A 19,057-nucleotide genomic window follows, 5' to 3' on the forward strand; every position below is an offset into this window, starting at 1 on the left:
CCAGTGAACTAAGGGATCGAATGGATCCCAAAGCGCCAGTCACCTTCGAGGCCAAAGCCTGATGTCAGGCCTGCGGGGTCGCGTCGATCTTGAACCACTTCTCGGACAGCTTCTTGATCGTGCCATCCTTGATCGCTGCTTGGATCGCCTCGTCGAAGGACTTCTTCAGTTCCGTGTCGTCCTTGCGCATGCCGACGGCGACGCCGCGGCCGAGCAGGCCCCCGCGCATGCCGGTGCCGGCGATCACCATGTCCTTGAACTCGGGCTTCTCCTGCGTGGCCTTCAGGGCTGCCTGGCCGGCGAAGATCGCGTCGAGGCGACCGGCGGACAGGTCGAGGTCGTGCTGCTCCGTGGTCTTGTACTCGCGGATCGTGACCGTGTCCTTCAGGTAGGTCTCCACGAATTGTGCGTTCACGGTTGCAGTCTGGACGCCGACGGTCTTGCCCTTCAGCAGCGGCTTCCAGGCCTCGATGGCCTTCTTCGCGCCTTCCGGATCCTTGTCGAGGCTCACCGTCGTGCCGGTCCCAGCAAGCTTGGCGAGGGGAGAATCCTTCATTACCCCGAAGCCATGAGGAGTGGCCGCGTAGGCAATCGAGAAGTTGATCGTCTCCAGGCGTTTGTCCGTGATGTTCATGCCGGCCATGATGGCGTCGTACTTCTTGGCCTGGAGCGCCGGGATGATGCCGTCCCAGTCCTGGGCGACGATCTCGCACTTCACCTTCATGCGGGCGCAGAGGTCGTTGGCGAGATCGATCTCGAAGCCCTCGAGCTTGCCGCCCGCGCCCGTGAAGTTCCACGGAGCGTAAGCGCCTTCCGTGGCGATCCTGACGGTCTTTTCCTGGGCGGCGACCCCGCCGACGGCGAGGGCGGAGGCCAGCAGGCCGAGCCCCAATGTCTTGAAGAATGTCATCGTCTTCCCTCTGGTCAGCTTCAACTGATCCTATTGTCGGACGAGGGTCATAGCCCTCATCGCGCGTTTAGAAGCTAACATTCAAAAGCCAAGCCCACGCAAGTGCTAAACATGCTGAATAAAGCGCCCAAGCTGGTGAATTCGGTCGCAGTCGAGGTGGACTGATACAAAAAAAGGCGCGGCCGAAGCCGCGCCTCTCATGGATGGATGCGAAGATCAGCCCTTGGGGGAGATGTCCACCTTGAACCACTTCATGGACAGGGTCTTGACCGTGCCGTCCTGGATCGCTGCCTTGATCGCCTCGTTGAAGTTCTTCTTCAGCTCTTCGTCCCCCTTGCGCAGGCCGACGCCGACGCCAGCGCCGAGCAGGCCGCCGGTGATGGACGGGCCGACCAGGGCGTAATCCTTGAACTCCGGCTTTTCGAGCGTACCCATGATGGCCGTGGAATCCGCCAGGACGGCGTCGATGCGGCCGGCCGCGAGATCGAGGTCGTGCTGTTCCGTGGTCTTGTACTCACGGATCTCGGCCGTGCCCTTCAGATACTTGTCGGCGAAGTTGGCGTGGATCGTCGAACCCTGGACGCCGATGGTCTTGCCCTTCAGCATCGGCTTGTAAGCCTCGATGGCCTTCTCGGCGGCGGCCTGCTGGCTCGTGAGGTTGAAGGCCTCTCCGGTGCCCGGCATCTTGGCGAGCGGCGAGTCCTTGGCGACGAGGAAGCCGTTCGGGCCGTTCACGTAAGGACCGGCGAAGTCGATGGTCTTCTTGCGCTCGTCGGTGATGCTCATGCCGGCCATGATGGCGTCGTACTTCTTGGCCGTGAGGGCGGGGATGATGCCGTCCCAGTCCTGGGCGACGATCTCGCACTTCACCTTCATGCGGGCGCAGAGGTCGTTGGCGAGATCGATCTCGAAGCCTTCCAGCTTGCCGCCCGCGCCCGTGAAGTTCCACGGAGCGTAAGCGCCTTCCGTGGCGATCTTGACGGTCTTTTCCTGGGCGGAAGCCGCGCCGATCGCGAGAGCGGAGCCGAGAAGAGCCAAGCCGACGGTCTTAACGAATTTCATAGTCGTTCCCTTGTTCATGGACCCCGGCTGGCCGCCGGGGCCTGATGCAACGGCGGCCGTTTCCGGCCGCGCCGTGACGCAGTAACAGCCAAACTCGCCAAAAAGGCAAGAGGACGCCCTTATACGACCTTCAGGGTGATTTCGCCGAGGCCCTCGATGGCGCCGACCATGGTCTGGCCCTTCGTCACCGCGCCCACGCCGTCGGGCGTTCCGGAGAAGATCACATCGCCGGGCGCGAGTTCGAAATAGGAGGAGAGATAGGCGATCTGCTCGGCCACGGACCAGATCATGTCGGACAGGTCGGCGGTCTGCTTCGTCGTCCCGTCGACCGACAGGGAGATGGCGCCGCCGGCCGGGTGTCCAACCTGTGAGACCGGGTGGATCGGCCCGACCGGGCCGGAATGATCGGCCGCCTTGCCGAGTTCCCAGGGGCGGCGGAGCTGCTTGGCCTCGTCCTGGAGGTCGCGGCGGGTCATGTCGACGCCGATCGCATAGCCGAACACATGGTCGAGGGCCTGCTCGACGGGAATGTCGCGTCCGCCCTTGGCCAGGGCCACCACCATCTCGATCTCGAAATGGTAGTTCCCGGTCTTCGGCGGATAGGCATGGTCCGCCGTCTCGCCTTCCCGAACAGGCTGGAGCGCATCGGCCGGTTTCATGAAGAAGAACGGTGGTTCGCGGGTCGGGTCGCCGCCCATCTCCCGTGCATGGGCCGCATAGTTTCTGCCGACGCAATAGACGCGTCGGACCGGGAACAGGTCGGCACTGCCGGCAACGGGAAGGGCGGGAATCGAGGGCGCGGGAATGACGTAGGCCATGGAAGCTCGCGATAGGTCGGAGGGTGGCGGGACAAGGCCCGAAAAGCAGGGACCTGCTGCCTCCTTCCTACACCTTCGAAGGGGCATCGCAACCCGCCGCGACCGGGTTGCGGATAGCCCTTTCGGCGAACACGGAAACGGCGGGCAGCCCTCTCATGTCATCACCGACACAAGGCCGGTGATGACATCGCGTGTGTCATTCCCGGCCGGAGCGCAGCGGAGGGGAAGGGAAGCCACGATCAAGCGCAACGCCCTGGACCCCCTTCCCGCACTGCGTGCGCTGGGGATGACAGCGATGCGCTTCAAACAAACGAAATGGCCGGCACAGGGCCGGCCATGACGTGGAAGGGACTTGTCGGCGGACCGTTGCGGGCCCGCGCCAATCGCCTTAGCGGCGACGGGCCATGCCGCCCGGGAGGCGCTGGGCGTCTGCCGCGTGGTGCTCGAGGTGCGGAACCACCGAGGCCGCGAACTGGCGCAGACCCGGATCGTTGCCGGCCTGGGCGTAGCCCGCATGGAGCGCCAGGGCCTCCTGGTGAGCCATGCGCTGGGCCTGGCCGTAGAGGCGGTCGAATTGCGGGCCCGAGGTCGAGGCGAGCTGGTTCAACATGGCCATCTTGTCCGGCGGAAGCGGGACGCCGAGGCGCACCGGGCTCACGGAGCCGGTCGCCTGCACGTCGGCGGAGCGGCCTGCAGCGGCGCCCGTGGTCGCCCCGACACCGGCTCCGACGGCCGCGCCGACCGGACCGCCCACCAGGGCTCCGACGCCCGCACCCGCCAGGGCGCCGGTCGCCGTGCCGCCGGCCGTTCCCGGAGCGCCGGTGGCCGCCGCACCGGCCGTGGCGCCCGCCGTCGCGCCGACGCCGGCTCCGACCGCAGCGCCCACCGGCCCGCCGACGAGGGCGCCGATGCCCGCGCCCGCGAGCGTGCCGCCCACGGTGCCGCCGAGGAATTCACCGGACGCGGAATAGACCGGCCGGCCGCCGTTCAAGGCCTGACTGGTCATGCCATGATCCCGAATCATGGTCTCGGCATAGCGGCGCACCGCGGGGTTGCGCGAGCGCTCGAGGGCGAGCTGGCTCGAGGCAATCTCGAAGGCATCCGCCTGGGCCGCCATCGTGCGGTAGGTCTGGCTGTCCATGATCTGGGCGTAGGCCGGAACGGCCGAGGCGGAGGCAAGCAAGGCTGCGAGAGGAAGATACTTCTTCATCGGGTGAACTCCTGTTTCGGGGACGCAGAACACCGTGCGAAGCCGAGCAGGCTTGCGAAATGCGTGGGTGGCTGCAGCATCCGTTCAACGGAGTGCGATCGGGGCGGTTCCAGAAAAGCTAAGGATATATTGCCAACGGTCCTAATTGTTGCCGCAGTAGGCGGAATGAAGGCCTGAGAGAGGGCAGTACAGTCCAGGTTTATACTGGGAGATCCTCTTTCATTTCTGCCAATAAGCTTGGGAATTGGCTAAGCCTGGGGGTAATGCGGATCAAAGTTTGTCCGTCGGCTGGCGAATGCGTGCGAGCGAGAGCATGCCCATGCCCCCGACCGTCCCGTCGGTTCTTAAACCCCGAAGTTCGGCCGTGAGGAGGAAGCCCGTTGCATCCTGCCCGATGGTGAAGAGATGATAGCCGGCCGTATGGGTCAGGGTGCCGCCCCGAGCGGAGGCCGAAGGGGCGCCGATCACCGGAATGGGCCCGCGCGGGCCGTCGAGATGGGCGAGCGAGCCCACGTGATTGTGCCCGTGCAGCACGAGTTCCGCGCCGACGCGGCACAGCATCTTCTCGAAGCGCCGCGCATCGGTAAGGTTTCGCCCCGCTTCCGCGCCGCCCATATGGGGCGGGTGGTGGATCAGGACGACCCGGAAACAGCCCGGATCGCGCCCCAGCTCGCCGAGGATGTTCTCGACGGCCTTCATCTGCCTGGATCCGACCCGGCCGCTCGCCACGAAGGGCAGGGTCGGAATCGCGGAGGACAGGCCCACGATGGCGATGGGGCCATAGCGGCGCAGGTAGGGGAAGGCCCCCTCGCGGCCGTCGTCGCCCCGGGTCCAGGGCGCGACCTCCCGCATCAGGCCTTCGAGCGAACCGCGGACATAGGCGTCGTGATTGCCCGGCACGAAGGTGACGCGGGACGGGTCGCCCAGGCCTTCGAGGAAGACGCGGGACGTCTTCCATTCCTCGGGCAGGCCGATATTGCAGGTATCGCCTGTGCAGGTGATGTGGTCGGGCTTCTGCGCATGGATGTCGGCGACGAGCTCCGCCAGGAGTTCCATGTCGTGAAGGTCATGCCGGCTGCGGTGCCAGTTGTACCAGCCGGTCAGACGCTTGCTCAAAAGCTGCTTGAGGCGCGGCCGGGGGAGAGGGCCCACATGGGGGTCGGTCAGGTGAGCGATGCGGAACATGGCGGCCGGATTGATGCGAGCGGAAGCGAGAGTTCGCGCGCCAGGTCCCTCGCGTCAAGCGCTGCCGATGAAGATGCCTGCGAGAAGCACCAGGACGCCGCCGAAGACGACCTGCATGGTCGCGCTCCAGAACGGCGTCTCCATGTAGCGCGTCCGGATCCATGAGATCGCCACGAGCTCGACCGCCACGACCAGGGCCGCGATGCTGGTGGCCAGCAGGAAGGCGTTGGGCCAGGAATCCGGCACGAGATAGGGCAGCGTGTGGCCGAGCCCGCCGGCCGCCGTCATGACGCCGCAGACAAGGCCGCGCAGCCAGGGGGAGCCGCGGCCCGTGATCTCGCCGTCGTCGGAGAGCGCTTCCGTCAGCCCCATGCTGATGCCCGCGCCCACGGAGGCGGCCAGCCCGACGAGGAAGGTCTCCCAGTTGTTCTGGGTGGCGAAGGCCGCGGCGAACAGGGGCGCCAGCGTCGAGACGGAGCCGTCGATGAGCCCGGCCAGCCCCGGCTGCACGTATTGCAGCACGAACAGGCGGCGGCGGGCATGCTCCTCGGCGGCTTCCGCGTTCTCGGTCAGGTGGGCGGCGTGCAGCTCGCTGGCCTTGCGCTCATGGCCGCGCTCGACCTCCGCGAGCTTGGTGAACAATTCGCGCACGGACACGTCGAGGGTCTGCTGGGCGGCCTTCTCGTAGAAATTCGCCGCCTGCAGCTCCATGACCTCCGCCTCGCGGCGCATCCGGTCCAGGTCGAGATGCGGGCTCCACCAGACGGCGCGGCGCTTCAGGAAGCCGCGCACGTCCTCCCGGCGGATAGGCGGGAGATGCTCGCCGAAACGGGCGCGGTAGAAATCGTAGAGGGAGTTGCGATGGGCCCGCTCTTCCTCGGCCATGTCGTTGAAGATATCGGCCGAGGCGGGGAAATCGCCACGAAGGCGGTCCGCGAAATCCTGGTAGACCCGCGAATCTTCCTCTTCGTTGGCGATGGCGAGCGCGATGACCTCGCGCTCGGACAATTCTGACAGAGACTTCATGGCCGCTCCTGTTTAGAAGTATTCTAAACAGGAGATCGGGCCCAAGCCAAGCCTTTCTGCGCGGGCAGAAGGATCGGCTCGAATTCTCAGTACTGAGCGCCCGGGATCAGGGTCGAGTAGATCGAGCGGTCCTCGAGGTTGAGGGCCGGGGACCAGGAGAAGCGGGCGGAACGGTTGAGGCGGGACAGGATCAGCGCGAGAAACATTGGAACACCTTTGGTTGGTGTTGTCTTAGACCTTCGTATAAGGCGGGTCACGTGCCGAATTGCCGGAACAGCTATGCAATTGATGAATGACTACATTCATCCTTCCGTAATCTTGTTATGGTCTCATGGTTCGATGTCCGACTCTCATCCGGCCCGTGGGGCATCACGCTTCGTCTCCTGGGGCCTTCATACCTATTGGCGCTTCTCCCGCGGCCTGACCCTGGGCGTTCGCGCCGTGGTTCTCGACGACCGGGACCGGGTCTTCCTCATCCGGCACACCTATGTTCCCGGCTGGCACCTGCCGGGGGGAGGGGTCGAGACCGGCGAGACGGCTCTCGAAGCGCTCGGCCGCGAGCTGCGGGAGGAGGCCTGCATCACCCTCGACGGCACGCCCGACCTGTTCGGCGTGTATTTCAATCGCAGGATCTCCCGGCGCGACCACGTGCTCGTCTATGTGATCCGGCGCTTCACGGTCCTGGAGGTCAAGCAGCCGGACCGGGAGATCGCCGAGGCGGGGTTCTTCCCCCTCGATCAGCTGCCCGAGGGCACCACCGGCGCCACCCGCGCCCGCCTGGCCGAGATCCTCAAGGGGCGGCCTGCCTCCGCGAACTGGTGAGAGAGGGTTTGCGCCGCGTTCCCGACGCTGCTATGGCCTACGCCGCAAAGGAAACGCCGAGCTCATGACCATCACCCGGATCTTGCGACGACGACAGGGCTGAGATTCATCCAGCCGCCATTCCCGTTTCCTCGTCCCGAGTCCGTCATGACCGAGCTCTCGCTCCTGATCCGCACCGAACAACCCATCGATTCCGAGGCCATCGAGCGCCTGCACGAACGCGCCTTCGGCCCGGGGCGCTATGCCCGCACCGCCTCCCGCCTGAGGGAAGGGGCGTCCCACCGGCTCGACCTGTCCTTCACGGCCATGGTCGGCACGCTGCTCGTCGGCTCCGTGCGCATGACGCCGGTGAAGGCCGGCGAGGTCCCGGCCCTGATGCTCGGACCGCTCACGGTCGAGCCCGCCTTCGAGAACCGCGGCATCGGCGCGGCCCTGATGCGCCGTTCCCTCGATGCCGCCAAGGCCAAGGGCGATACCCTGGTGCTGCTCGTAGGCGACGAGCCCTATTACAGCCGCTTCGGCTTCAAGCGCATTCCGCCGCAGCAATTGCAGCTTCCCGGCCCGGTCAACCCGGCGCGCTTCCTGGCGCTGGAGCTAGTGGAGGGTGCGATGGCCGGCGCGAAGGGGCTGGTGAGCCCGGTGCCTGATGAGACCTGATCAGCTCCGCCGCCGTCCCTCGATCACCCAGGCGGCGAGGGTCGAGCCGATCAGGAGCACGAGGCCGACGAAGCCGAGCGCCATCGGGAAGACCGAGACGCCGCGGACGAGGGCGCTGTCGCTGGGCCTGATCCCGATCCAGTCGCCTCCCGACAGGCGGGTGCCGGAATGCACCGCCAGGATGCGCGGCACCGTGATGCCCTGATCGCCCGCCATCGCCACGCGCCGGACCGACCCGCCGGTCGCCTCCGCGATCGGCCCTAAGGCCTCCGTGTTGCTGAATACGTCCATCAGCTCGCGCGGATTGGCCGGTCCGATGCTCACGAAGGCCACGAGGTCGCCCGAGCGGAGCGTGTGCAGCCCGAGCTCGCGGCTTTCCACCTGGGCGGTGAAGAGGCCGGGACGGCTCTCGGTGAGCGGGATGCTGCTCTCCTGGCCGCTCGGCGCCGTGAGGGTCACGGGATCGGCGGTCTCGGCCATGGTCTGGCGCTCGATGCGGATGGTGCGGCCCTGGGCGCTGGCGCGCAGCGCCTCTTCCTCCAGGGCCGGCTCCTTCATGAGCCAGTGGGCGAGGCGGCGCAGCAGGTCGAGATGCGGTCCGCCGTCCTGGTAGCCTCGCGCCCAGAGCCAGGCATGGTCGGAGAGCAGCAACGCCACGCGGCCCTTCTCCTCCCGGCGCAGCACCAGGAGCGGCAGGTCGTTGGCGCCCGACATCAGCGTGTCGCCGGACTGCACCTGCGAGCCGATGATGCGCAGCCACTCGCCCCAGGCGGGCGGCGATTGCTCGGAGCCCGGCAGGTCGCGGGTGACCGGGTGGCGGTCGCCCGTCTCGGTGATGTGCGCCTTGTAGGGCTGCTCGACGATGCTGCCGTTGGGCTGGCCGGGGATGATCGGGGCGAGGCGCGTCTGCGCGAGGCTGCCATAGCTGGCGAATTCCGGCCCCGCCGCCACCAGGATCGCCCCGCCCTCGCGCACGTAGCGCACGATGTTCTCGAAATAGCTGGAGGGCAGGATGCTCTGGTTCGCGTAGCGGTCGAAGATGATCAGGTCGAATTCCTTGATCTTCTGCTGGAACAGCTCACGGGTCGGGAAGGCGATCAGCGACAGCTCGTTGATCGGCGTGCCGTCCTGCTTCTCCGGCGGACGCAGGATGGTGAAGTGGACGAGGTCCACGTTGGCGTCGGATTTCAGGAGGTTGCGCCAGGTCCGCTCGCCCGCGTGTGGCTCCCCGGAGACCAGCAGCACGCGCAGCTTCTCCCGGATGCCCTCGATGGGCACGACCGCCCGGTTGTTCGCCTGGGTCAGCTCGTCGGGTAGGCCTTCCACTTCGAGCTCGACCACATTGGTGCCGCCATGCTCGATGCGCACGTCGAGGGAGAAGGGCGTGTCGGCCGGGACCTGCTGGCGGGTCAGGACCTGCCCGTCGCGCCGCACGGTCACGAGAGCCTGGCCCGTGCCGCCGCGCTCCATGATCTGCGCCCGGATGGTCTGGTCCTTGCCGACGATGCCGAAGCGCGGGGCTTCCAGCAGCTTGATCTGCCGGTCGCGCTCGTCGGGCCGCCCGGTGATGAGGGCATGGAGCGGCGCCTTGAAGCCGAGGCCTTCCACGGAGGACGGGATGTCGTGCACCACGCCGTCGGTGACGAAGATGACGCCGGCGAGCCGGTCGGGCGGCACGTCGGCCAACCCGTTGGACAGGGCGGTGAACAGGCGCGTGCCGTCGTCGCCGTTGCCGTCATCCGCTTCGATGAAGCGGGGCTCCACGTCGGCGAGCGAGCCGAAGCGGCGCTCCAGCTCGGCCTTCACCCGGTCGGTCATGGCGGGCCGGTCGCCGAGGGTCTGCGAGGTCGAGCGGTCCATGACCACCGCGACGATGTCCTTCACCTTCTCCCGGTCCTCCTGAACGAGCGCCGGGTTGGCGAGGGCGAGGAGGACGAGCCCGAGGGCCACGGCCCGCAGGACCGCCACGGGACCGCGCGACAACAGCGCGAGGACCGACAGCAGGACCACGACCGCGCCGAGGGCCCAGAGGGCGTAAGCCGGGACGAGGGGAGAGAAGCCGATGGAAAGCAAGGATGATCCCTCTACTGCCCGAGGCGTTCGAGCAGGGCCGGCACGTGGACCTGATCGGCCTTATAGTTGCCGGTCAGAGCGTACATGACGATGACGCCGCTGCGATACGAGAATTCCCGCTGGCGCTGGTCGCTGCCGACGACCGGAAAGAGCCACTCGCCCCGCTGGCCCACGGCCCAGGCGGCGGCGAGATCGTTGGACGTATGATGATCGGCGACACGCCGTCGCCGGAGCGGGCGGGCGGCTGGCCTCGCCCTCGGGGGCGGGCGGCAGGGCCTCGACCCAGGTCTGACCCGTGGCGTAGCGGCCGGGGAAGCTGTCGAGGATGTAGAAGGTCTTGGTGAGCACGTGGTCGGACGGCACCGGCTCGAGTTCGGGAATGTCGAGGCTCGCCAGCATCCGGCGCAGATATTGCCCTTCCGCCGTAGGGGCGCCGTCCGGGCGGTTGCCGAAGGCGTCGCGGGTGTCGAAGATCACCGTGCCGCCGCCCTTCATGAAGGCGTCGAGCCGTCGGATCGCGGCCTCCGACGGCATCGGCCGCGAGGCCACGATCGGCCAGTAGATCAGCGGGTAGAAGGCCACCTCGTCCCGCGAGAGATCGATGCCGATGGGCTCGCCGGGCGAAAGCGCCGTGCGCTGGCTCAGCACCTGGGTCAGGCCCGCGAGGCCCGCCTTGCTCGTGTCGTCGACCTGCGAGTCGCCGGTGATCACATAGGCCAGGCGCGTCACGAGGGCCGGATTGCTGCTCTCCATAGCCATGGACGACCGGCGTTCCTGCGCGTTCGCGTCCGAGGCCGGGTTGAGGAGCAGGAACGCCCCCAGGACGAGGGCCGTCGTCGCGCCGGCCCGGCGCAGGCGGCCGGTGAGGTTCGACAGATGGCCGCCGAGCCACAGGGACGCGAGGGTGTCGATCAGCAGGAGCGCCAGGGCGAGCATGAAGAGCGGCGTGCGCAGGTCGATGGTCTGGGCTCCGGCGAGCGGAGCGACCCGCGCATTGAGCGGGGCGTAGTCCAGCCGCGCGAGCCGGTCGCCCGGCAGGAGCGCGTTCACCGCGAGGCTCGAATCCACCGGCCCGTAGAAGCCCGGCGGGTGCTCCCCGTTCGCGCGGTCGGCATAGGTGCGTGAAATCGCCCGGGCGGTCGCCGGGGGGGAGGTGTAGAGGCCGTATCCGTCGAGGGTCAGGCGTGGGGCCACTGTCTCGTTCTCCGCATTGCGGGCTTCCGCATTCACGTCGCCCGGCGCGCCCGCGAGGGCCGTGGTCCGGCGCAGCATGTCGACGAAGAGGCCCGACAGGGGCAGGTTCGACCAGGTGGTATCGGCGGTGACGTGGAAGAGCACGATCAGGCCGTCGCCGCGCCTGTCGGCGGTCACGATGGGCGTGCCGTCGGCGAGCGATGCCCAGGTCTTCGCCGGCAGGTCGCCGTCGGGCTCCGCGAGGATCTGGCGGCGGATGCCGATCTCCTCCGGCACCGGAAGGCCGAAATAGGGGCTCTCCCGGGTGAACGGCGCGAAAGTCTTCGGCGTGTCCCAGGAAAGGGTGCCGCCGAGGCTGCGGCCTCCCCGGCGCAGGCGCACCGGCACGAGGTCGTCGTTGCCCGCGGCGAGCCTGGAGCCCGCGAAGCGCAGCAGCATGCCGCCCCGCTCCACGAAGGCCGTCACCTTGCCGAGGGTCTCCTGGTCGAGGCCGCCCACATCGGCGAGCACGAGCACGGAGACCTGCTCGTCGATGAGCTGGTTCACCGCGTCGGCCACCGCGCCGCGGCCGTTGCGGATCTCCGAATAGGGCGCGAGCGCGCGCTCGATGTAGTAGAGCGGCGAGAGCAGCGGCTGGGCCTGATCGGAGGTTCCGCCGAAGACGAGGCCGACGCGGCGGCGCTTGCCGCGCTCGTCGAGGAGATGCACGGCGCCGGCGGATCCCTCGCCGAGGATTTCGATGCGCGCGATGGCGTTGCGGATCTCGGTGGGCAGATCGAACGCGACGCTCGTCTCGGTGGCGTTCGGATCGAAGGAATAGCGCATGTCGGCGAGCGGCAGGCTCTTCAGGTCGAGGGCGCGCACGGTCCCGGCATCGCGTCCGTTCGGCTCGGGCCGCACGAGCCTGACGTTGAGCTGGCCACCGGCATTCTCCACGCCTGCGACGGCCAGGGCCGGAGCGCGCTCCGCTTTCAGAACGGTGATCCGCTGCCCGTTCGCCATCTGCGCCAAACCGTCGATGAAGCCCTGACCGTCAACGCCCGCGACCCCGTCGCTGATCCAGACGATGTTGGCCTCGGGGGTGGATTCGAGGAAGCGCTTGATCGACTCGAGATGGGCCTGCCGGTCCTGCAGATGCGGCAAGGGCTTGAGGGAGCGCAGCTTCTCCAGCGCCGTGGCCGGGCTCGTGGGCTCGATGGCGGCGGGCGCCTCCGCGGTCGCCACGAGCGCGACGGTGCGTCCGTCGCGTCCCGCCGCCTCGATGCGTTCGGACGCGAGGTTCATGCGGTCGCGCCAGTCGTGCGCAGCGGAAAAGCCGTTGTCGAGCACCATCAGGAGCGGCGAGCGGTTGTTGTCTTCCGCCAGTGGGTTCCAGATCGGACCGGAGGCCGCAAGGATCAGAAACGCGGCGAGCAGGAGCCGCAGCAGCAGGAGCCACCAGGGCGTGCGCGCAGGCAGTTCCTGCTCGGGCCGCAGGTCGGCCAGGATCTTGAGGGGCGGGAAATCCACGCGCCTCGGCTGCGGCGGCGTGATGCGCAGCAGCAGCCAGATCGCTGGCAGGGCCGCAAGCGCCGTCAGGACCAGGGGAACGGTGAAGGTGAGGGGAAGGCCGAACATCGCTCAGCGCCCTCCCGGTCCGGCGCCGCGGGACGTGGACACCAGGGTCATGATGCGCAGCGCCGCCTCGCTGGCGGGTCGGTCGGTGCGATGGATCGTCAGGGTCCAGCCGCGGCGGCGGGCAAGCGCCTGCAGTTCCTCCCGGTGCTGCTCGATCCGCAGGCGATAGGCCCGGCCCCACGAGATCGCGTCGCCGATGCGCAGGGACAGACCGTCCTCGAGATCGTGCAGGACCGCCTGTCCCTGGAACGGGAAGGTTTCCTCAACGGGATCGACGATCATCACCAGATGGCCCCGGGCTCCGCGCGACGAGATGGCCTCGACCATGGCGGTGATATCGCGCAGGGGCGACAGGAAATCGCTGATCAGCACCGCCTCGTGCTGCGGCGCCACGGGCGCCTGCGGCGGCAGGTCCTCCTCCAGGGCCGAGCGGTCGGTCACCAGGGTCTGGGCCATGGCTTCGGCGATGCGCCTCGTGGCGCGCGGCGGCATGAGGCCCAGCATGCCGACCCGCTCGCCCGCTTCGACGAAACAATCGGCGAGCGCCAGCCCGAGCACGACGGCGCGCTCGATCTTGGGCGCCTGAGCCAGGTCGGAGACGAAGCCCATGGAGGCGGAGCGGTCGATCCAGAACCACATGGTCTGGGCCGTTTCCCATTCCCTCTCGCGCACATAGAGCCGGTCGTCCCGGGCCGAGCGGCGCCAGTCGATGCGCTGCGCCGCCTCTCCGGTCACGAAGGGGCGGAATTGCCAGAAGGTTTCGCCGGTGCCGGCGCGGCGGCGGCCGTGGATGCCGTGGGCGAGATTCGCGGCCACGCGCCTGGCTTCGAGCACCAGATGCGGCATCCGGCTGGCCAGGGAGAGGGCACTCTCGGTTTCGCTGCGTCCCGGCGAGCGGGCGCTTTCGGGAAGGACCCGGACGCGGGCCATGATATGATCCTAGCCTGCCAGCCGCGAGGTGAGCCGGCCGACGACGCTCTTGATCGTCTCTCCATCGGCCCGGGCCGAGAAGGTCAGCGCCATGCGGTGCTTGAGGACGGGCTCGGCGAGCGCCACCACGTCGGCGATGGAGGGCGCGACGCGGCCCTCGATCAGGGCGCGGGCGCGCACCGCCAGCATCAGGGCCTGGCTGGCGCGGGGGCCGGGCCCCCACAGGATCCTGTCAGTGACGCCGTCGACGGCATCGCCCTCCGGACGGGCCGAGCGGACGAGGTCGAGGATCGCGTCGACCACGCTCTCGCCGACCGGCAGGCGGCGCACGAGCCGCTGCGCGTTCATGAGTGCCTCGGCATTCATGACCGCCTGCGGCCTGTGCTCGTCGGCGCCCGTCGTCTCGATCAGGATGCGCCGCTCGGCGTCGCGGGTCGGATAGCCCACGTCGATCTCGAGCAGGAAGCGGTCGAGCTGGGCCTCGGGCAGGGGATAGGTGCCTTCCTGCTCGATGGGGTTCTGGGTTGCGAGCACGTGGAACGGCGCGGGCAGGTCGTGCCGCTCGCCGCCCACGGAGACGTGATGCTCCTGCATGGCCTGGAGCAGGGCCGACTGGGTGCGCGGACTCGCGCGGTTGATCTCGTCGGCCATGAGCAGCTGGGCGAAGACCGGCCCCTTCACGAAGCGGAAGGAACGGCGGCGGTCGACGCCTTCGTCGAGGATCTCCGAGCCGAGGATGTCGGACGGCATCAGGTCGGGGGTGAACTGGATGCGGCGGGCATCGAGACCGAGCACGGTGCCGAGCGTCTCCACGAGCTTCGTCTTGGCGAGACCCGGGACGCCCACGAGCAGGCCGTGGCCGCCCGCGAGAAGGGTGATCAGGGTCAGGTCGACCACGTCCTCCTGGCCGAAGATGACCGTGTGAATGGCCTCCCGGGCACGGCCGACAGTCTCAAGGGTCGCCTCCGCGTTGCGGATGATCGCGTCGTCCAAGGCGGTTGGCGCTTGAGCAATGCTGGCCGTCATGAGGTCACTCTCCTCGTTCGCAATTGCCCCCGGTAGCTAGTCTGCCTGCGTTCCGTGTCGAGATGCAAGGGTCGTTGCGCCGCATCGTCGGGGGGAACGGAGTGGACGGGACAGCCCGGGGCCCTATGCTGTAGCAAGTAACAATCGATAGCCGTTCGTCGATCCATCAAATCAAGATTCCTGTTCACGCTTGCGTCATGACCGAACATTCATCTCCCATTCCCGGGAACGCCCTGGCCCGCCTCGCGGAGGCGCTCGGCCCTGAAACCAAGCGCAAGGGCCCGCCTCCGGTCGAGCGCTGGAGCCCGGCCTATTGCGGCGAGATCGACATGCGCATCGCGGCCGACGGGACGTGGCACTACATGGGCACGCCGATCAACCGTCCGGCTCTCGTGAAGCTGTTCTCGACGGTCCTGCGCAAGGACCCGGAGCGGTACGTGCTCGTCACGCCTGTCGAGCGGGTCGGGATCACCGTCGAGGACGCGCCGTTCCTCGCGGTCGAGATGGCCGTGGAGGGCGACGGCGAGAGCCGGCAGATCGCCTTCCGGACGAATGTGGACGATCTCGTTCAGGTCGGTCCCGACCATCCCCTGCGCTTCGACCGGGATGCGCATGGCGGCGTGAAGCCTTACGTTAAGGTACGGGGCAATCTCTGGGCCCTGGTGACCCGATCCCTGGCGTTGGACCTCGTCGCGATGGGCGAGGAGCGGGATGTGGAAGGCGATGCCAGCTTCGGTATCAGGGTTAATGGTATCTTCTTCCACATGGCTTCCAGAGACGAACTGGGCGCGCCCTGATGCGGCTGGCCCCCCATGATGCGCCCGATTTCCTGACGCTGGCCGCCGAGCGGCTGCGGCCCGAGCCGCCGCCTCACGACGAGGCGCTCGCTGATCCGCGCGGCGATCACACCCTCGACGACGTGCCCCTGGTCCATCCCCTGACACCCAAGCCGGCCGCCGTCCTCGTTCCCGTAGTCATGCGCGAGGAGCCGATGCTGCTCCTGACCGAACGCTCCGCGCATCTGCGCCAGCATTCCGGGCAGATCGCCTTTCCGGGCGGGCGCGTCGATCCCGAGGACACCTCCGTCCTGGCGGCAGCCTGCCGCGAGGCCATGGAGGAAATCGGCCTCGACAGCCGCTTCATCAGCCCGCTCGGCTATCTCGACGCTTATTTGTCCACGACGAATTATCTCGTGATGCCGGTGGTGGCGCGGGTGTCCCCCTCCTACACCCTCGACCTCAATCACGACGAGGTGGCCGATACCTTCGAGGTGCCGCTCGGCTTCCTGATGGATCCCGCGCGCCATGAGCTGCATTCCCGGGAATGGAAGGGCCGAGTGCGCCGCTACTATGCAATGCCCTATGAGGGACGCTACATCTGGGGGGTGACGGCGGGCATCATCCGCAATCTGTACGAAAGGCTTTACGGTTCATGACGCGGGCAGTGGTTCAAGGATTGGTTCTGTTTTTTCTGCCCTTCGTTCTCTTCGGTGCCTATCTCGTCATCCGCCGCCGCAATCCTCTGCTGTGGTCCCACTGGAGCAGCCAGTCGCTCTGGCTCACCATCGCGGGTCTGGGCTTCGTGGTCCTGTCGCTGATCGTCACGGGCCTCGTGGACGAGCGCCAGACCGGCGCTTATGTGCCGACACATGTTGAGAACGGCCGTGTGATACCGGGACATTTCGAGTGATGGACATGCTCGACCGACAAGCCCTCGCAAGCCTTCTGGAGCGCCCGGCGCTGCGCCGCCTCCTGGAGGTCTTCAACGACGATGCGCAGGAGACGCGCATTGTGGGCGGCGCCGTGCGCAACGCCCTTCTCGGCAGGCCCGTCACAGAGGTGGATTGCACCACGACCCTGCTGCCGGACGCCATCGTGGCAGGCGCGGAGGCGGCCGGCTTCAAGGCTGTCCCGACCGGGATCGAGCATGGCACGATCACAGTGATCGTCGAAGGCGAGCCCTACGAGATCACGACCCTGCGCGAGGATGTGGAAACCGATGGGCGATATGCGGTCGTGCATTTCGGCCGCGATTTCGAGCTCGATGCAAGGCGGCGCGATTTCACCATCAATGCCCTCTCGCTCGGCCTCGACGGGCGCCTCCACGATTATACCGATGGCTTGGCGGATCTGGCGGCCCGGCGGGTCCGCTTCATCGGCGACGCCCATACCCGCATCCGCGAGGATTACCTGCGCATCATGCGTTTCTTCCGCTTTCACGCGGAATATGCGCAGGGCGATCCGGACCCGGAGGGGCTCGCCGCCTCGGGCGCCGAGCGGCAGGGGCTGGCGATCCTCTCGAAGGAGCGGATCCGGCACGAACTCCTGAAGCTCATCGTCGCCCGCCGGGCGGAGGACACCATCCGGCTCCTGGCCGAGCACGGTTTCCTCACATGGCTTCTGGACGGCGCTGCCGAGTTCGGGCGCCTTACCCGGGTGGCGGCGTCCGACCGGGACGATTCCGTTCCGATCTGGCGGCTGGCCGCGCTCGCCGTCATGGTCGAGGAGGATGCGGAGCGGCTGCGGGAGCGCCTGCGGCTCTCCAACGACGAGCACAAGAAGCTCGTCGCCTATGGCAGGCTCCTGTGCCTACTCAGGACCTGGGCCTTGCCCCTGGATGCCGCCGCCATCCGCCGCTTGGCGGCGGACTACGATCTCGACACCCTCCGGGTCGCTCTCGCGGCCACGGCCGGTGAGCCCCGTCCGGTCGTCGCGCCTGAGGCCCGCGAGGCGCTCGACCGGTTTCGGGCCGGTGCCGAGCCGGTGCCGGTCTTCCCCTTGCGGGGCGCCGACCTGATCGAGGGCGGCATTCCGAAGGGGCCGATGATCGGGCAACTGCTCGCCCAGGCCCGTCAGGCTTGGCTCGCGGAGGGCTGCCGGACGGATGAGGGTTATGCGAAGGATCTGCTCGGGCGCGTGCTGGAACGGATTTAAGGCCAGCGCACCGTCGGCGGCATGGAGGAGAGGATCGACGCGATGTTGCCGCCGGTCTTCAGGCCGAAGATCGTTCCCCGGTCGTAGAGCAGGTTGAACTCCACGTAGCGTCCGCGCCGCACCTGCTGCTCCATGCGGTCGGCTTCCGTCCAGGGCTTGGTGACGTTGCGCCGGACGATCTCGGGATAGATCTTGAGAAAGGCCTCGCCCACCTGGCGGGTGAAGGCTAGATCCTCGTCGGGATTTCCGGTCCAGTGATAATCGTAGAAGATGCCGCCGATGCCGCGCGGCTCGTTGCGGTGCTTGAGGAAGAAGTACTCGTCGCACCATGCCTTGTATTTCTCGTAGGAGCCTTCCGGCGCATGGCTTCGGCAGGCCTGTTCCATGGCTTGGTGAAAGGCGATGGTATCAGGGTCGTCCTGGGAGCGCCGTCGGTCGAGCACCGGCGTGAGGTCCGCCCCGCCGCCGAACCAAGCCTTCGTGGTCACCACGAATCGGGTGTTCATGTGCACCGTTGGAACGTTGGGATTCCAGGGATGGGCGATCAGCGAGATGCCGCCGGCCCAGAATCGCGGATCCTGGTCCGAGCCCGGAATTTGGCCGCGGAATTCCGGCGCGAATTCTCCATGCACGGTCGAGACGTGCACGCCCACCTTCTCGAACACGCGGCCGCGCATCATGGACATGACGCCTCCGCCGCCGGGGGCTCCGCTGTGGTCCCTGCGCTCCCAGGGCGTGCGCTCGAACCGGCCGGGCTCCGAGGCTTCCGGGGGGAGAGGGGCCGCCACCTCGTCTTCCAGGGTCTCGAACGCGGCGCAGATCCGGTCGCGCAGGGTGGCGAACCAGCGGGGAGCCTCCGTCTGCAGGCGCTCGATGTCGGCTTTGTCGGTCATGATGATGTCGCTTCGGGTTTCTGGAAGGGGACTTGCGGAAACGTGTTCGTCTGCCGCAGGGCCTCGCCGAGGATCATGGCGGCGGTCACGGCGACGTTGAGGGAGCGCAGGCCGGGCTGCATGGGGATGATCACCCGGGCATCCGCCGCCTGGTGCACCTCCTCCGGCACGCCGGCGGATTCACGGCCGACCAGGATGATGTCGTCCGGCCTATAGGCGAAATCTGCGTAAGGGACCGCGCCCTTGGTGGTGGTCAGGATCAGGCGGCCCTTGGCCTCCTGTCGCCAGGCTTCGAAGGCGCGCCAGGAGATATGCCGCGTGATCGCCACGCGGTTGAGATAATCCATCCCGGAGCGGCGCAGGTTCCGGTCGGAGACGTCGAAGGCCGCGGGTTCGATGATCTCCACCGGCACGCCGAGGCAGGCGGCGAGGCGCAGCATGGTGCCGGTATTCTGCGGGATGTCCGGCTGGTAGATGGCAAGACGGGGCATAGGCCCGTCATCGGGGCATCGGGCTCCGTCGTCAAGGGAGCTCGTGAGGGCGCAACAGCGGCGGCATTTTGCGCCACAGGCTGGAACAACTCCAATCCGGCTATGGACAGCCGGGCTTGGCCGTGCCAAAGAGCCACCGCGCGGCGACTCCCAGTCGCATTGCGCGCGCGTCGCCGCGCATGCTTGTTCCATTGTGGACCTCGTGTGCCA

General features: G+C 67.7%; 17 protein-coding genes and 1 pseudogene. 6 read left to right on the forward strand and 12 right to left on the reverse strand.

Annotation, left to right across the window (positions count from 1 at the left end; genetic code table 11):
• Positions 1 to 64: 64 nt before the first annotated feature.
• The 6 genes from H0S73_RS08420 to mbfA all read right to left on the reverse strand — a co-directional run bounded on the left by H0S73_RS08420 (position 65) and on the right by mbfA (position 6,211).
• Positions 65 to 910 carry a lysine/arginine/ornithine ABC transporter substrate-binding protein gene (locus H0S73_RS08420; protein ID WP_181051729.1) on the reverse strand — a complete coding sequence of 282 codons (846 nt, stop codon included), beginning with the start codon at positions 908 to 910 and terminating at the stop codon, positions 65 to 67.
• 216 nt (positions 911 to 1,126) lie between these two features.
• A complete protein-coding gene (locus H0S73_RS08425; protein ID WP_181051730.1) occupies positions 1,127 to 1,972 on the reverse strand; it encodes a lysine/arginine/ornithine ABC transporter substrate-binding protein in 846 nt (281 codons plus the stop codon).
• 119 nt (positions 1,973 to 2,091) lie between these two features.
• Positions 2,092 to 2,790: a fumarylacetoacetate hydrolase family protein gene (locus tag H0S73_RS08430; RefSeq protein ID WP_181051731.1), complete on the reverse strand. Its 699-nt coding sequence runs from the start codon at positions 2,788 to 2,790 to the stop codon at positions 2,092 to 2,094.
• Between the two features lie 388 nt (positions 2,791 to 3,178).
• On the reverse strand, positions 3,179 to 4,000 hold the full coding sequence (locus H0S73_RS08435; RefSeq protein WP_181051732.1) for a DUF4142 domain-containing protein: 822 nt from the start codon (positions 3,998 to 4,000) through the stop codon (positions 3,179 to 3,181).
• A 270-nt stretch (positions 4,001 to 4,270) separates the two neighbouring features.
• Positions 4,271 to 5,185 carry a metallophosphoesterase family protein gene (locus tag H0S73_RS08440; protein WP_181051733.1) on the reverse strand — a complete coding sequence of 305 codons (915 nt, stop codon included), beginning with the start codon at positions 5,183 to 5,185 and terminating at the stop codon, positions 4,271 to 4,273.
• A 54-nt stretch (positions 5,186 to 5,239) separates the two neighbouring features.
• Complete coding sequence (mbfA, locus tag H0S73_RS08445) at positions 5,240 to 6,211, reverse strand: iron exporter MbfA (protein ID WP_181051734.1); 972 nt, start codon at positions 6,209 to 6,211, stop codon at positions 5,240 to 5,242.
• Between the two features lie 339 nt (positions 6,212 to 6,550).
• On the opposite strand from mbfA, the gene H0S73_RS08450 reads away from it, so the two are divergent.
• Together H0S73_RS08450 and H0S73_RS08455 are read left to right on the forward strand one after the other, a co-directional pair.
• A complete protein-coding gene (locus tag H0S73_RS08450) occupies positions 6,551 to 7,033 on the forward strand; it encodes an NUDIX domain-containing protein (protein WP_181051735.1) in 483 nt (160 codons plus the stop codon).
• Between the two features lie 147 nt (positions 7,034 to 7,180).
• Positions 7,181 to 7,690: a GNAT family N-acetyltransferase gene (locus H0S73_RS08455; RefSeq protein WP_181051736.1), complete on the forward strand. Its 510-nt coding sequence runs from the start codon at positions 7,181 to 7,183 to the stop codon at positions 7,688 to 7,690.
• On the opposite strand, the gene H0S73_RS08460 is transcribed toward H0S73_RS08455, so the two are convergent.
• From H0S73_RS08460 to H0S73_RS08475, 4 genes and pseudogenes are all read right to left on the reverse strand, one after another.
• Positions 7,691 to 9,763 carry a hypothetical protein gene (locus H0S73_RS08460; protein WP_181051737.1) on the reverse strand — a complete coding sequence of 691 codons (2,073 nt, stop codon included), beginning with the start codon at positions 9,761 to 9,763 and terminating at the stop codon, positions 7,691 to 7,693.
• Positions 9,764 to 9,774: 11 nt separating this feature from the next.
• A pseudogene (locus H0S73_RS08465) lies at positions 9,775 to 12,574 on the reverse strand (DUF4159 domain-containing protein).
• 3 nt (positions 12,575 to 12,577) lie between these two features.
• On the reverse strand, positions 12,578 to 13,504 hold the full coding sequence (locus tag H0S73_RS08470) for a DUF58 domain-containing protein (protein ID WP_181051738.1): 927 nt from the start codon (positions 13,502 to 13,504) through the stop codon (positions 12,578 to 12,580).
• 9 nt (positions 13,505 to 13,513) lie between these two features.
• A complete protein-coding gene (locus H0S73_RS08475) occupies positions 13,514 to 14,530 on the reverse strand; it encodes an AAA family ATPase (protein WP_181051739.1) in 1,017 nt (338 codons plus the stop codon).
• 197 nt (positions 14,531 to 14,727) lie between these two features.
• Here H0S73_RS08475 and H0S73_RS08480 point away from each other — a divergent pair, with 197 nt between their 5' ends.
• Genes H0S73_RS08480 through H0S73_RS08495 form a run of 4 tightly spaced genes read left to right on the forward strand, consistent with a single transcriptional unit; the run spans position 14,728 to position 17,463 of the window.
• Complete coding sequence (locus H0S73_RS08480; RefSeq protein ID WP_181051740.1) at positions 14,728 to 15,327, forward strand: DUF1285 domain-containing protein; 600 nt, start codon at positions 14,728 to 14,730, stop codon at positions 15,325 to 15,327.
• Positions 15,327 to 15,965 (forward strand): CoA pyrophosphatase, encoded by a 639-nt coding sequence (locus H0S73_RS08485; RefSeq protein WP_181051741.1) that lies wholly within the window; start codon positions 15,327 to 15,329, stop codon positions 15,963 to 15,965. Before H0S73_RS08480 ends, H0S73_RS08485 begins: the two co-directional genes overlap by 1 nt.
• Positions 15,962 to 16,219 (forward strand): DUF6111 family protein, encoded by a 258-nt coding sequence (locus tag H0S73_RS08490; RefSeq protein WP_181051742.1) that lies wholly within the window; start codon positions 15,962 to 15,964, stop codon positions 16,217 to 16,219. Before H0S73_RS08485 ends, H0S73_RS08490 begins: the two co-directional genes overlap by 4 nt.
• Positions 16,219 to 17,463, forward strand: a complete 1,245-nt coding sequence (locus H0S73_RS08495; RefSeq protein WP_181054282.1) for a CCA tRNA nucleotidyltransferase — start codon at positions 16,219 to 16,221, stop codon at positions 17,461 to 17,463. Before H0S73_RS08490 ends, H0S73_RS08495 begins: the two co-directional genes overlap by 1 nt.
• Here H0S73_RS08495 and hemF read toward each other — a convergent pair.
• Positions 17,460 to 18,356: an oxygen-dependent coproporphyrinogen oxidase gene (hemF, locus tag H0S73_RS08500; RefSeq protein WP_181051743.1), complete on the reverse strand. Its 897-nt coding sequence runs from the start codon at positions 18,354 to 18,356 to the stop codon at positions 17,460 to 17,462. The genes H0S73_RS08495 and hemF overlap by 4 nt on opposite strands.
• Positions 18,353 to 18,847 carry a tRNA (cytidine(34)-2'-O)-methyltransferase gene (locus H0S73_RS08505; RefSeq protein WP_181051744.1) on the reverse strand — a complete coding sequence of 165 codons (495 nt, stop codon included), beginning with the start codon at positions 18,845 to 18,847 and terminating at the stop codon, positions 18,353 to 18,355. Before H0S73_RS08505 ends, hemF begins: the two co-directional genes overlap by 4 nt.
• Positions 18,848 to 19,057 lie beyond the last annotated feature (210 nt).

Origin of the sequence: Microvirga mediterraneensis, from assembly GCF_013520865.1 — a bacterium.
Taxonomy (GTDB): domain Bacteria; phylum Pseudomonadota; class Alphaproteobacteria; order Rhizobiales; family Beijerinckiaceae; genus Microvirga; species Microvirga mediterraneensis.

What these genes read in the sequence shown, in the direction of transcription:
- H0S73_RS08420 (WP_181051729.1), bottom strand. Translation starts at nt 910, where the DNA reads ATGACATTCTTCAAGACATTGGGGCTCGGCCTGCTGGCCTCCGCCCTC.
- H0S73_RS08425 (WP_181051730.1), bottom strand. Translation starts at nt 1,972, where the DNA reads ATGAAATTCGTTAAGACCGTCGGCTTGGCTCTTCTCGGCTCCGCTCTC.
- H0S73_RS08430 (WP_181051731.1), bottom strand. Translation starts at nt 2,790, where the DNA reads ATGGCCTACGTCATTCCCGCGCCCTCGATTCCCGCCCTTCCCGTTGCC.
- H0S73_RS08435 (WP_181051732.1), bottom strand. Translation starts at nt 4,000, where the DNA reads ATGAAGAAGTATCTTCCTCTCGCAGCCTTGCTTGCCTCCGCCTCGGCC.
- H0S73_RS08440 (WP_181051733.1), bottom strand. Translation starts at nt 5,185, where the DNA reads ATGTTCCGCATCGCTCACCTGACCGACCCCCATGTGGGCCCTCTCCCC.
- mbfA (WP_181051734.1), bottom strand. Translation starts at nt 6,211, where the DNA reads ATGAAGTCTCTGTCAGAATTGTCCGAGCGCGAGGTCATCGCGCTCGCC.
- H0S73_RS08450 (WP_181051735.1), top strand. Translation starts at nt 6,551, where the DNA reads ATGTCCGACTCTCATCCGGCCCGTGGGGCATCACGCTTCGTCTCCTGG.
- H0S73_RS08455 (WP_181051736.1), top strand. Translation starts at nt 7,181, where the DNA reads ATGACCGAGCTCTCGCTCCTGATCCGCACCGAACAACCCATCGATTCC.
- H0S73_RS08470 (WP_181051738.1), bottom strand. Translation starts at nt 13,504, where the DNA reads ATGGCCCGCGTCCGGGTCCTTCCCGAAAGCGCCCGCTCGCCGGGACGC.
- H0S73_RS08475 (WP_181051739.1), bottom strand. Translation starts at nt 14,530, where the DNA reads ATGACGGCCAGCATTGCTCAAGCGCCAACCGCCTTGGACGACGCGATC.
- H0S73_RS08480 (WP_181051740.1), top strand. Translation starts at nt 14,728, where the DNA reads ATGACCGAACATTCATCTCCCATTCCCGGGAACGCCCTGGCCCGCCTC.
- H0S73_RS08485 (WP_181051741.1), top strand. Translation starts at nt 15,327, where the DNA reads ATGCGGCTGGCCCCCCATGATGCGCCCGATTTCCTGACGCTGGCCGCC.
- H0S73_RS08490 (WP_181051742.1), top strand. Translation starts at nt 15,962, where the DNA reads ATGACGCGGGCAGTGGTTCAAGGATTGGTTCTGTTTTTTCTGCCCTTC.
- H0S73_RS08495 (WP_181054282.1), top strand. Translation starts at nt 16,219, where the DNA reads ATGGACATGCTCGACCGACAAGCCCTCGCAAGCCTTCTGGAGCGCCCG.
- hemF (WP_181051743.1), bottom strand. Translation starts at nt 18,356, where the DNA reads ATGACCGACAAAGCCGACATCGAGCGCCTGCAGACGGAGGCTCCCCGC.
- H0S73_RS08505 (WP_181051744.1), bottom strand. Translation starts at nt 18,847, where the DNA reads ATGCCCCGTCTTGCCATCTACCAGCCGGACATCCCGCAGAATACCGGC.